At 62.3% G+C, this 14,241-nt stretch carries 13 protein-coding genes; 9 read left to right on the top strand and 4 right to left on the bottom strand.

Annotation, left to right across the window (positions count from 1 at the left end; all coding sequences use genetic code 11):
• Nucleotides 1-54 precede the first annotated feature (54 nt).
• On the bottom strand, nucleotides 55-1,203 hold the full coding sequence (locus tag A6B35_RS06565; RefSeq protein WP_006205256.1) for a nucleotidyltransferase family protein: 1,149 nt from the start codon (nucleotides 1,201-1,203) through the stop codon (nucleotides 55-57).
• Nucleotides 1,204-1,712: 509 nt separating this feature from the next.
• Between A6B35_RS06565 and A6B35_RS34290 the strand changes: the two genes are divergently transcribed.
• The 6 genes from A6B35_RS34290 to A6B35_RS06540 all read left to right on the top strand — a co-directional run bounded on the left by A6B35_RS34290 (nucleotide 1,713) and on the right by A6B35_RS06540 (nucleotide 7,503).
• A complete protein-coding gene (locus tag A6B35_RS34290) occupies nucleotides 1,713-1,865 on the top strand; it encodes a lasso peptide (RefSeq protein ID WP_006205257.1) in 153 nt (50 codons plus the stop codon).
• Between the two features lie 134 nt (nucleotides 1,866-1,999).
• Complete coding sequence (locus A6B35_RS06560) at nucleotides 2,000-2,299, top strand: PqqD family protein (protein WP_006205258.1); 300 nt, start codon at nucleotides 2,000-2,002, stop codon at nucleotides 2,297-2,299.
• The gene (locus A6B35_RS06555; protein WP_063825595.1) at nucleotides 2,283-2,699 is read left to right on the top strand and encodes a lasso peptide biosynthesis B2 protein; all 417 of its coding nucleotides are present in this window, start codon (nucleotides 2,283-2,285) and stop codon (nucleotides 2,697-2,699) included. Before A6B35_RS06560 ends, A6B35_RS06555 begins: the two co-directional genes overlap by 17 nt.
• 3 nt (nucleotides 2,700-2,702) lie before the next feature.
• On the top strand, nucleotides 2,703-4,634 hold the full coding sequence (locus tag A6B35_RS06550; protein WP_006205260.1) for a lasso peptide isopeptide bond-forming cyclase: 1,932 nt from the start codon (nucleotides 2,703-2,705) through the stop codon (nucleotides 4,632-4,634).
• Nucleotides 4,631-5,623, top strand: coding sequence for a phosphoenolpyruvate carboxykinase (ATP) (locus tag A6B35_RS06545; protein ID WP_006205261.1), 993 nt, complete (start codon nucleotides 4,631-4,633; stop codon nucleotides 5,621-5,623). Before A6B35_RS06550 ends, A6B35_RS06545 begins: the two co-directional genes overlap by 4 nt.
• Before the next feature lie 8 nt (nucleotides 5,624-5,631).
• Nucleotides 5,632-7,503 carry an ABC transporter ATP-binding protein gene (locus A6B35_RS06540; protein WP_006205262.1) on the top strand — a complete coding sequence of 624 codons (1,872 nt, stop codon included), beginning with the start codon at nucleotides 5,632-5,634 and terminating at the stop codon, nucleotides 7,501-7,503.
• Between the two features lie 50 nt (nucleotides 7,504-7,553).
• Here A6B35_RS06540 and A6B35_RS06535 read toward each other — a convergent pair whose 3' ends face one another.
• Entirely contained in the window at nucleotides 7,554-7,826 is a 273-nt protein-coding gene (locus A6B35_RS06535; protein ID WP_040583724.1) for an exopolysaccharide production repressor protein, read from the bottom strand.
• 608 nt (nucleotides 7,827-8,434) lie between these two features.
• On the opposite strand from A6B35_RS06535, the gene A6B35_RS06530 reads away from it, so the two are divergent.
• From A6B35_RS06530 to A6B35_RS06520, 3 genes are all read left to right on the top strand, one after another.
• The gene (locus A6B35_RS06530) at nucleotides 8,435-9,112 is read left to right on the top strand and encodes a sugar transferase (RefSeq protein WP_006205264.1); all 678 of its coding nucleotides are present in this window, start codon (nucleotides 8,435-8,437) and stop codon (nucleotides 9,110-9,112) included.
• Nucleotides 9,113-9,306: 194 nt separating this feature from the next.
• Nucleotides 9,307-10,470: a polysaccharide biosynthesis/export family protein gene (locus A6B35_RS06525; RefSeq protein WP_100084835.1), complete on the top strand. Its 1,164-nt coding sequence runs from the start codon at nucleotides 9,307-9,309 to the stop codon at nucleotides 10,468-10,470.
• Nucleotides 10,471-10,661: 191 nt separating this feature from the next.
• A complete protein-coding gene (locus tag A6B35_RS06520) occupies nucleotides 10,662-11,750 on the top strand; it encodes an acyltransferase family protein (protein WP_006205266.1) in 1,089 nt (362 codons plus the stop codon).
• Nucleotides 11,751-11,838: 88 nt separating this feature from the next.
• Here A6B35_RS06520 and A6B35_RS06515 read toward each other — a convergent pair whose 3' ends face one another.
• Nucleotides 11,839-13,122, bottom strand: a complete 1,284-nt coding sequence (locus A6B35_RS06515; RefSeq protein WP_006205267.1) for an O-antigen ligase family protein — start codon at nucleotides 13,120-13,122, stop codon at nucleotides 11,839-11,841.
• A 248-nt stretch (nucleotides 13,123-13,370) separates the two neighbouring features.
• Entirely contained in the window at nucleotides 13,371-14,198 is an 828-nt protein-coding gene (locus A6B35_RS06510) for an SDR family NAD(P)-dependent oxidoreductase (protein ID WP_006205268.1), read from the bottom strand.
• Nucleotides 14,199-14,241: the final 43 nt, after the last annotated feature.

The following is a 14,241-nucleotide window of genomic DNA, read 5'->3' as shown; positions in this document are numbered from 1 at the left end:
TTGCACTGCACGAGTGACTCCGAATTTTCTGCCCCTTGACGCCCGAAACGATGTTCACCGGCTGCCAGCCTCGCTAACTGTCGGCCTTTCGAAAATGCGCCGGCTGAGATCGGCGGATGCCGCCCAGCCGGCCTCGGCCAGATAGCGGACCGGTTCGCGGCCGCACAATTCCCACAACACGGTGCGCCGTTGCGGCCAGCGCAAGGACGACAGCCAGGGCGCGATCACCATGTGGAGCAGGTCGGCATTTTCTATGCGCGACAGAATGCGGGTGGCGCGCTCCGACAGGAGCGTGTCCGAGCCGCCAAGAAGCACGTCGGCGGCCCTGAGGCCGAGCAGCAGCGTATCCGCCAGCCCCTGCCCGGCCGCGTAGGCGAGCACGCTCTGCTGTTCGGCGTCGCTCAGCAGGCTAGTGCTGGCCCTGATGTCGCAGACATAGCCGGCGCAGGGCTCGCGATTGAAGAAGGCCTTGGCGACGCTGATGCAGGACAAGAGCAGCGTGTCGGAGGCCGAGGTGAACGGTACCCTGGTGCCGGCGATCTCGACCTCGCGTTTGCGGCGCAGGAACCCATCCGTATCGCGCGGGCTCGGTGATCCCGGCTGCTGCAGGCGGTAGTGAAGATCGACCGTGGACTGTTTCAATCCGCCGCCGCGGAGCATGTGCTGCTCGCCAAGGAAACGCAGCCACCAGACCGATCGGGACTTGCCAGCAACCTCATAGCCGATGGAGCGCAGCGCCTCGCGGGCTTTGAAGAAGCCGCCCGGCGAGACCAGCAGGTCGACATCTCCCGAAGGCTTCATGAAATGGTCGCCATAGAGCAGCTGCTGCTGGAACGGCCCCTTCAGGAAAACAAAGTCGATCTGCCTGTCGCGCAGCACCTGGTGAATGGCCATCGAGTCCATCATGCAGGACGAGTTCATCGAAACCGTCCGCCTGCGATAGGTGTCGAGCCAGGCAAGCAGTTCGGGCGGCGCTTGTGTTGCCGGCGCGCGCGACAAGGCCTTGAGCACGAAGGTCGCAACCTTGTTCAGCCTGACAATGTCGGCGATGCTGGCGAGCGAGATGGCCGGGCCTGGCGCCTCGCCCGCGGCAGCAGCCGGTCCGGAAGCGAAGAACAGTCTCAGGCAGGCCTGCACGTAGGCAACTTCATCGGCGCAGTCGGCGGCGCGCAGCCTTTCGTAAGAACCTTCCTGCACGGCCATTCCTGACAATGTCTCCGCAAAAATTCCGGTCGGCGCCTTATATTGCAACTGCGAAGCAAAGCATCGCCAAAATCGCTTCCGCCGTCCAGTTTTTCCTTGGGCGTCCCATTTTGATGCAACCCCACGTTTAATTGCAACATGCGAGCGTGATCGAGCGGAACTCCAATCTCGAGCCCGAACCAAGGCCGCTATGAACGCCAAATCGGGCGATTTGCGGACAAATTTCTTCGTGCTTATAAAGCGGGCATTTGAGTCAAAAAATTTATCATAATCAAATCAGATGCTTAATTCGGCGTCACTGGAGCGTCGTTGAATTCCGCTATCAGGCGTGGCTAGGATGCGTTTGCCGAAGGTTTGATCACAGGCAGAGCCAAGCGCAACCGACAATTGATTAACAGTTGGTAAATCAGGCTTGACTCACATAATGACGCCATGCAGCTATTGCATTGCAGCATTGTAAGTGCTGACGGCACTCGACAGGCCGTTTCCAGTCCATATTGGAGAGTAAGATGGAACAGAATGTTGAAAAGCATGAATACGAAACGCCTAGCCTGACGGTCCACGGTTCGATCGAGACCATCACGCAAGGCGGCGGCGGCTCGACGGCGCTCGACGCGTCGTTCCCCGCGCATACGCCGATCGGCGAACTCACGTTCTCCTGAGCTTGATTTCGTCCCGGAGTGCGACGTTGGGGCTCCGGGCGTAAACGATAAAGGAGGCCGGGGGCGCTAGTCTCCGGCTTTCCAACCGGTCCCGAACATGACGAAGCGTAGCGTATTGTAAACGAGGTTTTGGAATGAACTGGAACCCATCGGACCGCGACTGCGTGAGTGCGACCAATGATGCCGTGGCCTGCGAATTCGGCAACGGCCTGGCGCTGCTCAATTTGAAATCCAACATCTATTACAGCCTGAACAGCGTCGGCGCCTATATCTGGGATCTGATCCAGGAGCCGCGGCCGATCGCGGATATCCGCAGCGCGGTGCTCACGCGCTACGACGTCGATCCCGAGCGTTGCAAGGCCGACGTCGACGGGTTGTTGAAAGGCCTGGCCGAGGCAGGGCTTGCGAGGCTCCACCATGAGGAACTTGTCTAGCGTTCTCTCCTTGAGTGGCTCGGAGATGCTGTTTCTGGCGCACTGCCTGCTGGTGGTCGCGGCGGTGCGGCTGGGATTGACGCTGTTTTCGTACAACCGCCTTCGCCGCAGGGTGACGCAGCTCGATGCGCCTCACGAGGCCGGCATCGGCGACCTGAGGCGCGTCGCCTGGGGCGTTGCCGCCGCGGCTCGTCTCGTTCCCTATGCGAGCTGCCTCACCCAGGCGATCTCCGGCCAATATATTCTCGCCCGCCAGGGCAACGGCTCGAAAATCCGCATTGGCATCGAGCGGGATACGGGCACGCAATTGAAGGCGCATGCCTGGCTGATTAGCGGCAACCATATTGTCCTTGGCGGTTCCATCAACGGATTCGCCCATCTTGTCGATCACGGCCAGTAGCCAATGAGCGGCATCGCCGGAATTCTGCCCAGGCAGCAAGGCAGGCCTACCGCCGCGGCCGACATCCAGCAAATGCTGGCGCGGATGCAGCATCGCGCCCGCGACGGCAGTTCGTGGTGGATGGACACGACTGCACCCCTTGGCGCAACCCTTGGCCATGCCTGGCTGAACACAACAGATGAAGCCGGCCCTGGCCCGCTGACCATGGCCGGCGGCAAGCTTGCCGTCACCGCGGACTGCCGGCTGGACAATCGCGAGGAATTGCTGGCCAGGCTCGGCATCAGAGATTCTTCGCTTGCCGACGGCTCGCTGCTGATGCGCGCCTATCTGCGCTGGGGCGAGGCCTGCCCGACCTATCTGCAAGGCGACTTCGCTTTCGCCATCTGGGACAGCGAGCGCCAGGCGCTGTTTTGCGCGCGCGACCATTTCGGGGTGAAGCCCTTCTACTATCATGCGGATGACCAGCGTTTTATCTTCGCCTCGGAGATTGGCCCGATACTCGGCGTCGGCGGCGCCGGCGCGCGCCTCAGCGAGCATCAGATTTCAGGGTTCCTGGCCGGGCTGCCCGACGATCCGCAGTCGACGCCCTATACCGACATCTTCCGTCTGCCGGCCCGCCACAGCCTGACGGTGAGCGACAGTAAAGTGGTGCTGCGCCGCTATTGGCAGATCGAGCCGTCGCCGAGACCGATGCGGTCCGATGCGGCGGAGGAGTTTCGTCACCTGTTCTCGCAATCGGTCCGCAATCGCATGCGAGGGACGCCTGCGGTCGGCGCGATGCTCAGCGGAGGCCTCGATTCTTCCGCGATCGCCTGCGTGGCGGGCCTGCAGAACGCCATGGCGCGAAAGCCCAGATTGCCGACCTTTTCGCTGATCTTCGAACGAGGCTCCTCGATGGACGAGCGACCTTTCATCGACGCGGTGATCGGCCAGCAGAAGGTCGACGGCACGCTGATTGCCGTCGGCAGTTACGCGCCGTTCGCCGAGTTCGAACGCATCCTCGAAGAACAGGAGGGGACGTTCCTGGCGCCCGGCCTGTCGCTGACGCGAGGCATCTACAGGGAGGCTGGCGCGAACGGCATGAAGGTGCTGCTGGACGGCCATGGCGGCGACGAGGTCGTCTCCCAAGGTCATGGCCATCTGCACGAGCTTGCCAATGCCGGCAAATGGATCGAGCTGTGGCGGGAGATCCGCAGTGCCTCGAACACCTATGGCGACAGCATGCTGGGCCTGTACTACCAGTTCCTGACCCTCTACGGGCCGGCCTGGCGCATCGCAAAACTCAGGCACGCGGCACGCCGCATCCTGGGCAGGGTTCGCAGCAGGCCGGCCGCACCGCGCGGCCCGAGCTGGCGCCATCTGGTCAATCCGGAGCTTGCCAGGCGGACCGACCTCGTCGACCGCTTCCACCGGGCCGGACACATGCCGTCCACGGTGAGCGCCAGTGAAGCGCTTAGTCATCGCTGGATCCTGTCGAACGGGGTCGTGCCGCACGCCTTCGAGGTTCTCGACAAGGCTGCCGCCAATTTCGGCGTGGAGCCGCGCTACCCGTTCTGGGACAAGCCGCTGGTCGAGTTCTGCCTGGCGCTGCCGGGCGAAGAGAAATTGCACAACGGCTTTGGCCGCCATGTGCTGCGCCGGGCCATGGAAGGGATCCTGCCGCCGTCGGTCCAATGGCGGCGCGACAAGATCGATTTCAAGTCCAACCTCGTGCACGGCATGCTCGGCAACCACCGCGATCTTGTCGACAAGGTTCTGGTATCGGATGCGGACCGCATCGCGCCCTATGTCAACCTGCCCGAGGTGAGCGCGGCCTATGCGCGGATCCTGCGGCAGCCGGATGAGGCGAGCCTGCCCGATGTCCAATGTGTCTGGCGCTCGATCGCGCTTTCTCTCTGGTTACGGCAAGTTCAAATGCGTGGGAGCAAAGCATGACGAGATCGAACACGTCGCTCGCGGCCGACCCCGGGCATGCCCGGTTGCGTGTCGAAGGCAATCCTGCCAGAGAGCGCCGCTTCTACAAGGCCTATGGCCTGACGATCAGCTCGGAACTGGCCTTGCCCGAGCTCGAGCCGACGGCGCCCGCCGCGGCCGACATCGTGATCGCCGTCGGTCCGATCGACTATCCAAAACCCTCGCTCGAGGCCGGAACCGCTTTCCGTTTCGAGCCAAGGCAACAATATCTGGCATGGCAGGCGGTCGGCGCCTTCCTGATCAGCGACGCCTGCCGGATCATTGTTGATCCGGCGCCCGGGATAGATGACCAACTGATCGCCTTTCCGCTGCTCGGGCCGGTCATGGCGCTGCTTTTGCACCAGCGCGGCCTGCTCATCCTGCATGCCAGCGCGATTGCCGTCGGCGGCAGGAGCGCGATCTTCATGGGCGACAAGGGCGCCGGCAAATCGACGACGGCTGGCGCGATGATCAGCGCCGGACACGGATTGCTGACCGACGACGTCGTGGCGCTCGACCTGTCCAGCCGGGACGAGCCAATGATCGTTCCGGGCTTTCCGCAGCTGAAGCTGGCGGCCGACGCCGCGGCCGCCATCCCGATCCGGCAAGCGGAGGTGCGCCCACAGGTGCATCCGGCGATCGACAAGGCACAGCATCGCCTGCATGGCGGATTTTCGCCGGACAAGGTTCCGGTGACGAGGCTCTACATTCTCGAGCGCGGTGAAAAGGCGGCGATATCGCCGCTGCCCGAGATAGCAGCGCTGTCGGCCGTCATCAGATTCTCCTACGTGACGCGCTTCGGCCGGCCGGCCCTGGTCGGCGATTTCGCCACCCGGCACCTTCGCCATTGCGCCGGGTTGGCGGGCCGTATCGGCGTGTGCCGCCTCGAAGTGCCGACGGGCCTTGGCCGGATCGGCGAGGCCGTGGCCCTCATCGAGAAGGACCTGGCGTCCGACGATCGTGCGCGGTGAGCAGATCCATGCCGGCATCATCCGTCCTTCGTTTGTCGCTGTTTCGGGAAATCGCCGGATTTGCCGGCGTCATCGCCAGGATCGGCGGGCGGCGGACCTGGACGGCCTTGCTCTTCCTGATCCTGGGAAGCCTGACCGAAGGCATCTCGATCCTGCTTCTCATCCCCTTGCTGCAGCTGGTGGGGCGTTCCGAGCAGAATTTCGCGGTCAGACTGCCGGACAACGACCTCGTGCGCTGGCTGGTGCCTGACGGGACGCTGCAGCTGACGACGGTGCTTTGCGCGCTGGTCGGGCTTGTCGCGCTGCAAGCGGCCTTCAACCGCTTCAAGTCCGTCTACATGGCCAGGCTTCTGTTCGATTTCATCAACCGTCTGCGCATGAATCTGTTCGAGAGCATCGGCAAGGCGCGCTGGGGCATTTTCTCACGCATGCGCAGTTCCGATCTCGACCACGCGCTGACCGGCGACATAGACCGCGTGCAGGCAGCGGCTTTCTCGCTGCTGATGCTGGCGCAGATCGGCGTGCTGCTGGCGGGCTATCTCGTCATATCGCTGTTCATCTCGCCGGTGATGACAGGCTTCGCCATCGTGATCGGCGTGCTGATGTTCGTCGCGCTGCAGCCTTTTCGCACCCGCGCCACGGCGTTCGGCCGGGTGGTGACGACCAATCGCCAGGATCAATACCGCACGGTCTCGGAGTTCCTGGGCGGCATCAAGGTGGCCAAGAGCCTGAATGTCGAGGCGAGCTATTTCGCGCAGTTGCAGACGACCCTCGAAAAGATGAAGGCCGACAACATCAGCTATGTGCGCAACTCAACGATCGGCACCGCCTTGTTCCAGGTGGCGAGCGTCGTCGGGCTCAGCCTGTTCATCTATGTCGCGCTGGTTCGCTTCCAGCTTTCGCTGGCCGAGATCGTCGTGCTGCTGCTGGTTTTCATGCGCATCGCGCCGCGCTTCATGGACATGCAGACCCAGGCGCAGCAGGTTCTGATCAATCTGCCTGCCTATGCCTCGATGCGCGATCTGCAGACGCGCTTCGATGCGGAGCGCGAACCGGCAAACGGTGAATCCTTTGAAGGCGCCAGGCTGGCGCTCGATACCGGGCTCAACATACGTGATGTTTCGTTCGCCTATGGTGACGTTTCCCCAGCGCTCAGGGATGGCGAAGGGGGCGGCAAGCCGGTGGTGAGCGGCATCACCTTCGGCCTTCCCGCCGGCAAGGTCACGGCCCTCATCGGTCCTTCGGGATCGGGCAAGAGCACGATTGCCGACATGCTGCTTGGCCTGCTCGAACCGACGCAGGGCAAGATCCTCGCCGACGGCGTCGAGATCGGAGCGCAAAACCGCCGACGCTGGCGCGACCAAGTGGCTTATGTGCCGCAGGACGTGTTCCTGCTGCACGATACGATCGCCGCGAATTTGCGCCTTGCCGCGCCGCAGGCCGGCGACGACGACCTGTGGTCGGCCCTGCGGGCGGCGCACGCCGCCGACTTCGTCGAACGGCTCGAGCATCGGTTGGGTACGGTGGTCGGCGATCGCGGCGTCCGGCTCTCGGGCGGCGAACGCCAACGCATTGCGCTGGCGCGCGCGCTGTTGCGCAAGCCGTCGCTTCTCATCCTCGATGAGGCGACCAGCGCGCTCGACTGGCAGAACCAGTCGCTGATCGCCAAGTCGATCGATGGGCTGCGCGGCCGGATGACCATCCTGACCATTGCGCACCGGCCGTCGATGATCGCCTTCGCCGACTGGGTCGTGGCAATCGAGAATGGCCGCATCGTCGAGGTCGGCCAATATCAGCGGTTGAAGCAGAAATCCGGCAGCCGGTTGTCCAGGATGCTGTCAGGCGAACAGGCCGAGAGACAGACCGCCGACGTTCGCTGAGGACGATTCGGCGCTGAGGACGATTTGGCCACGGCGCAGCGAAGCAAGAATCAGTGAATGCTTCGCCTGGTGCTGAATTTCTCGTTCTTGGCCGTCTGGTCCAGGCCCAGGTTTCTTTCGGCTTCGCGTGCCTTTTCGGCTGGCGTCGGGGCGCTCCTGGCGACCATGACGAAGACCAGCAGAAAGTAGCCAAGCTGAATGATGACGGCGCAAGCGATGGCACGCAGCAGCGTCATGCCCAGCGAAGCGCCATCGAAATACGACCACGCGACCACGATCGCGATGGCGAAAACCATTCCTATGATGAATTTTGGTAGTGACATGCCCGTCGTCCCGTCAACCGACGCGAGCATGCAAAAGCGACGACTTACCCACCCGAGTATCTCCCCATGCGCCACGCGAGCTTATTCTTATGCCCACTTTCGACCGGTTGCTTCCGGCCTTTCCAACCTATCCAAACTCTAACAGGAACAATTTGCGACTCTATTAAGGCGGGGAACTGTCGGCAAGGCCAACCGCAAATAATTTTGAGCGGGTCGACGGGATCGACTCTGTCATGCTGCGACGCACACGCAGGCACCATAGCGATTAGGAGGAAATGGATTCTACTTCAGTAAAAGCTACAATGTTAATTAGTATTTTATGCGAACAACTCAGGTCATCCAGCGAATCTTAAGCAATTTAACGCCCCACGCTCTGCGGCGAAGAACGATTCGCCCAAAATCGGCCCCAAAAAAGCACTACATTTTCAGCACTTGCTCACAAATTGTCACAAACGCGCCACAAAGGCGAATTTTTGGGCAGAGCGCGTTTATTATTTAGTCAATTCATGACGTGACTATTTCACCGTGATGGGAAATTGTGTGTTGCGCTGCAGCATTTTTTTGATATCGTGCCGTAAACCATTCGTTCAACGTATGGAGCTTTAAGCATGAGGGACGTCGCCAAGTCGGCCAATGCGGGGTTTTCGCAGGTCGGCATTGATTTTCCGCCACCCATCGGCGGCCTGCTCAAACGCAGTTTCGATATTGTCGGCTCACTGGTCGGCCTGATTCTTCTCAGCCCGCTGTTCGTGATGGTGGCCCTCCTGGTCAAGCTGTCGGACGGCGGCACGATCTTCTATGGCCACAAGCGCATCGGTCGCGGCGGCCGGGTGTTCCCCTGCCTCAAGTTCCGCACCATGGTTCCGGACGGCGAGCGCGTGCTTGCCGCTTATCTTGCCGCCAATCCGGAGGCGAATGCCGAATGGATCGCGACGCGCAAGCTGAAGAACGACCCGCGCGTGACGCGCGTCGGAGCGGTACTGAGGAAGCTCAGCCTCGATGAATTGCCGCAGATCATCAACATCCTGCAGGGCGATATGAGCCTCGTCGGACCTCGACCCGTCGTGCGCGATGAACTGGAAATCTACGGTAGCGCCGCAGTCTACTATCTGAAGTCGCGCCCCGGCCTGACCGGGCTGTGGCAGGTCAGCGGCCGCAACGACGTCTCTTATGACACTCGCGTGGCGTTCGATCGCCACTATGTCGAGAACTGGTCGTTGTTCGAGGACGTTCGCATCATCTTCAAGACCGTGCCTGCGGTGTGGATGTCGCGCGGCTCCTACTAGAGTCAGTCTCGCACAGCCGGTCTTGCATTGAGGCGGCTGTCTTCGGCCAGCAGCGAACTCATTGGGCGGTGGGGGCAAAGCGGATCGGAAACGTTCAGTTGAAAACAGACATCGTCGGACTTCTTCGCAGCAGATCCACGGCGCCGGTACGGCTCATCGCAGCCTGCCTGGCGCTCTCGCTTTCGGTCCCGGCCATGGCCGGCGACTACCAGCTTGGACCGCAGGACAAGCTCAACATCCGCATCGCGGAATGGCAGACAGTCGAAGGCACGTTCCGGGACTGGTCGGCGGTCAACGGCGACTATTCGGTCGGCCCCGGCGGAACGCTCTCTGTGCCTTTCGCAGGCGAATTGCCCGCCGCCGGCAAGACCACCGCCGAGATCGCGGCAACGATCAGCGAAGCCCTGCAGCGTAAGCTGGCGCTTGCGGACAAGCCGGAAGCATCCGTGGAAATGGTGCAGTTCCGGCCGTTCTACATTTCGGGCGAAGTGCAGTCGCCTGGTCAGTTTCCTTACGTCCCAGAATTGACGGTGCTCAAGGCGATCAGCGTTGCCGGGGGCATAAGACGCAATACCGATCTCGGCTCCCAGCTCGGCAAGGACCTGGTCACCGCCAAGGGCAACTTTGACATTTACGACGACCAGCGGGTTCGGCTGGTGGTCAAACGCGCCCGCATCGATGCCGATCTGGTCGGCAAGACCACCTTCGACGTGCCGAAGGAGGTCGAGGGCGATCCGCGGTTGCAGGCCATCGTTGCCGACGAGATGACCATTCTCACCTCCGACCAGAAGGCTCTGAAGCTGAAGCTGCAGGCGCTCGACGAGCTGAAGAGCGTTTTGCAGTCCGAAATCGAATCGCTGCAGCAGAAGATCGAGAACCAGCAGAAGCAGGTCGATCTGGCGCAGAAGCAGCTCAGCAACATCGGCCCGCTGGCTCAAAAGGGTCTGGTCGCCAATTCGCGACTGCTGGATTCGCAGCAATCCGTCGCCGACCTGCAGGGCAAGATCCTGGACTACGAAACGGCCATCCTCACCGCCAAGCAGTCGATCAGCAAGGCGACGCAGGATGCGATCGATGCCCAAAATACCCTGAGCTCGAAGCTCGCCGCCGACCGGCAGCAGACCGAAGCCGATCTGAACGAGGCTGCGCTCAGGGTGGGCATGCAAAAAGGCCTGATGGCCCAGGCAACGGATCCGGCAACGACGGCTGCAATCACGAGCGGCGAAGAACCGGCCCTCCTCTATTCGCTGGTGCGCGTTGTCGACGGCAAGACGAGCGAGATCGCCGCCAAGGAGGACACGCTGGTGCTGCCGGGGGACGTGATCAAGGTCAAGCTGGCGCCGATGGCCAGCCAATAGGCATGACAATGATCAGCCTGGCATGACAATGGTCAGCCAGTAGGCATGACAATCGTCAGCCGGTAGGTAAACGGCCCGGCGTCATCGACGCCGGCCGGCAGGAGTTGAGAAGGCAGCATCGAGTGCCGCCCAGCCGGGTGCAGGAGAGCCGCTGCAGACGTCGCGCAGCGATCCGCTGATGAAGGCCCATAATGCAGCCGGCACCCCGTCACGTGTACCTCAATCTCGACGCAATGCGCGGCGTGGCGGCGATCAGCGTCATGCTCTACCACTTCTCGCCATTCATCTCCGACGGCAAGGTGCTGCCTTCGAGCTACCTTGCGGTCGACCTGTTCTTCCTGCTCAGCGGCTTCGTCATTGCACACGCCTATGACAGGAAGATCGAAACCGGGATGAGCGTCGGCAGCTTCCTGCTGATCCGGCTGATCCGCCTCTACCCGCTCTACCTTGCCGGCACGCTGCTCGGCTTTTTCTATCTGGTGATCAAGAACAGGCTGATTCCGGCCGAGTATCTGCCGGTCTCCGACATTGCCGTCATGCTGACGACGGGCATGCTGTTCATTCCGCTGGTCGGCGATGCCTATCACACCATCTTTCCGCTCAATCCCGCCTCCTGGTCGCTGTTTTTCGAGCTGCTGGTGAATATTGCCTATGTGCTCTTGTTCTTCGTGCTGTCGAAAAGGGCGCTGGTGGTGCTGCTCGCCGGCAGCCTGGCGCTGCTGATCCTTGCTGCGGTGCTGGCCGGCACGCTCGATTTCGGCATGACCGGACAGACAATCGCCAGCGGCCTGCCGCGCGTCAGCTTCTCGTTCTTTCTGGGCGTGCTGCTTTGCCGGTCGATGGGGAGCATCCAGGGGAGTCTCGGGTTCCTGCAGAAAGGCTACTGGGTCGAGATGGCGATGATCCTGACACTGGTGGTCTTTGCCATCGCGCCGGCAGGCGCCGGCCGCGCGCCCTACGATCTCATCTGCGTCGTGCTGTTGTTTCCACTCCTGGTCACGGTTGGCGCCGTAGCGCCGACCCGTCCAGGCCTTGCCAGGCTCTATGGCTGGCTCGGACGGATCTCCTACCCGATCTACATCATCCACACGCCGATGCTGATGATCATCGCGGGAGCGGGCAAGGCCGTCTCCATCGATCCGTTCGCCAACCATCCCTGGTTCGGCATCGTCATGGCGCTTGCCGTGATCGTCATCGCCGACATCGCAACCCGCCTCTATGACGAGCCGGTGCGGCGCTTCCTGCAGCGGCAGATGCAGCGTTCTCGCGCCATCGCCTGAGCGTCGGCCTGCCGCTTAGAGCGGCTCGGGCTTTTGATGGCCCCGCCGACCCAATTCCGGACGGCTACGCAGTTTTCCTAGGATTGTTCTAACCTATTGCGTGGGGCCCGCTGCTTGCGGTTTTCGCTTCCTGGATGGCGATCCGCGACCGCTGTGGCCGCACCACCGGCACTTCGCGCAGCTTGAACAGGCCGTAGTAGACGACGAATGACGCGGTGAAATAGGGGCCGAGGATTTCGACCTCGAAGAAGGAGCGGAGCAGCATGAGGCCGACCGCGCCGGCGAGGACGACCGAATCGGCGCGCCAATCGCGGAAGATGACCGACGACACGTGTCCATAGAAGGCGCGCAGGATGACCAGCGCAATCATCGTCACCCCGACAAAGCCGAGCTCGACCAGGGTCTCGATATAGGTGTTGTGGAAGTGGAAGCCGGTGCGGGTGGTGATGTAGAACTCGGCCCACAGCCGTTCGGCCTCGGCGAAACCCTGCACCCAATAGGCGGCATAGCCATAGCCGAGGACCGGGAATTGCTGGGCGGCCTCCCAGCCCTGTTCCCACAGATAGGTACGCCCGGTGAGCGTCGAATCCTTGCCGAAGATGCCGAGCACGAAATCCATAAGGCCAAGATTGAGCGCCGCCATGATCGCCCCGACCAGCGTGCAGGCGCCGACCGCGAACAGCACCCGCCTGTAGCGGCGTGACAGCACCTTGCTCACGCCAAGCAGGATAACGACCGCCAGCCCCGCCGGCAGCGACGCCACCGAGGTGGCGGAATGGGCGATGGCCAGCATGTAAAGCGACAGCAGGCCGATCGGTGCCGTCCAGACCAGGCTTGGCCAGCCGCGCCGGTAGAAGACGACAAAGACGAAGCAGAGATAGATGCCGAACGAAGCGAAGAAGCCGACCTGGTTCTTGGAGCCGAAGGCACCGACGAAGTTGGTGGTCCCGTCGATGGTGTCGAGCGCATAATTGCCGACGCGCAGCGAATAGAGCAGGACGAAGAAAATCCCGATCAGGGAGCCCACCACCAATGTGCGGACACTGACCGTGCGCGCCGCTATGTAGGCGCAGAGCACATGCGAGAAATACTGGAGCGACGCTCGCGCGGTTATGCCGGGCGCATGCGACCAGAAGACCGAAAAGCAGACATAGGCGACAAACAGCAGCGGCAGCCAGGCGTCGGAGAGATGCCGTAAAAACCGCCGGTAGTCGACAAGGATGAGCGGAAGCCAGACCGCATAATAGGCGAGGATGAGAACCTTGCCGAAATTGGTCGAGTAGGCGAAGGCAAAGATCGAAACGGCGACGGCGAAGGTGCCATAGACGGCGCTCTTCTCCGGATCGATCAGCAAGGATTTTGGAATCTTCATATCGCTAACGGATCTCTCATCCATTGAGCCTTCACGGCTGGGCCTGCCAGAGGCTGGGCCGAGCCCCGATCCGGGGCGTCCATTGTGCAGTGCAACATAACCTACCGTTCTATCGCCCCTCACTCAATGACAAATGTTGTCGCGGGCAAAACGGGAAGAACCTGCGCATTGTCATGCAACAGGTGAATGGCGTTAATGCGGCGCCCTCGCCCCATAAGGCCGGACCGGGTCGGGGGCGAGAGCCGGAGCTACCACAAAGCGCCGCCGGTAACCTGGATGTTTTCCATGGTGATGCCCCTGGCCGCCTCCGAGCAGAGGAAGACGGCAAGTCCCGCAATCTCTTCCGGCTGCAGCATGCGTTGTTGCGGGTTGCCGCGCGCGATTTCGGCGATGGCTTGCTCCGGCGTGCGGCCCTTGCCCTCACGCTCGACGACTTGCGCGACATTGCGGCGCATCAGTTCGGTCTCCACCCAGGTCGGGCTGATCATGACGCAAGTGACGCCGTGCGGGGCACCTTCCAGCGCCACGCAGCGGGTCAGGCCGAGCAGGCCAGCCTTCGAGGCGCAATAGGCCGGATTGTCCTTCCAGCCGACGGAGGCCGCGGTCGAGCCGATGTTGACGATACGGCCCCAGCCGCGCCCGATCATGCCGGGCAGCACGGCGCGGGTGGCGCGGAAGGCGCCGGTGAGGTTGGTGTCGACGATCTTGTCCCAGAGTTCGTCGGAATGGCCGCAGACCGGTTGCTCGGCGGTGGTGCCGGCGGCATTGACGAGGATGTCGGCCGGCCCGATCGCGGCCTCCGCCTCGGCCACGAAGCGATTGCTGAGATCGCTGTCGCGCACGTCGAGATGTGCGGCGTAGACCCTTGTGCCATGCGCCGCCAGGGCGGAGCGCACCCGTTCAATCTCCTCGGCGCCCGGATAATAGGCGGCGTCGGTCCTGCCCGTGCCCGGCGCGGCCACATAGGAGCCGACGGCCACGTTGGCCCCGGCTCTGGCAAGCGCCGTGGCGATCGCGAAGCCCATGCCGGAGAAACCGCCGGTGACGATGGCACTGCGGCCCGAGAGATTGGTCATCGAACAGGTTCTCCGCAGTCACACCACAAAGCAGCCGCCATCC

This window comes from Mesorhizobium amorphae CCNWGS0123 (assembly GCF_001686985.1).
Classification (GTDB): domain Bacteria; phylum Pseudomonadota; class Alphaproteobacteria; order Rhizobiales; family Rhizobiaceae; genus Mesorhizobium; species Mesorhizobium amorphae.
The sequence above is the reverse complement of the archived record's forward strand: the minus strand, read 5'-3'. Positions and strand labels throughout refer to the sequence as shown.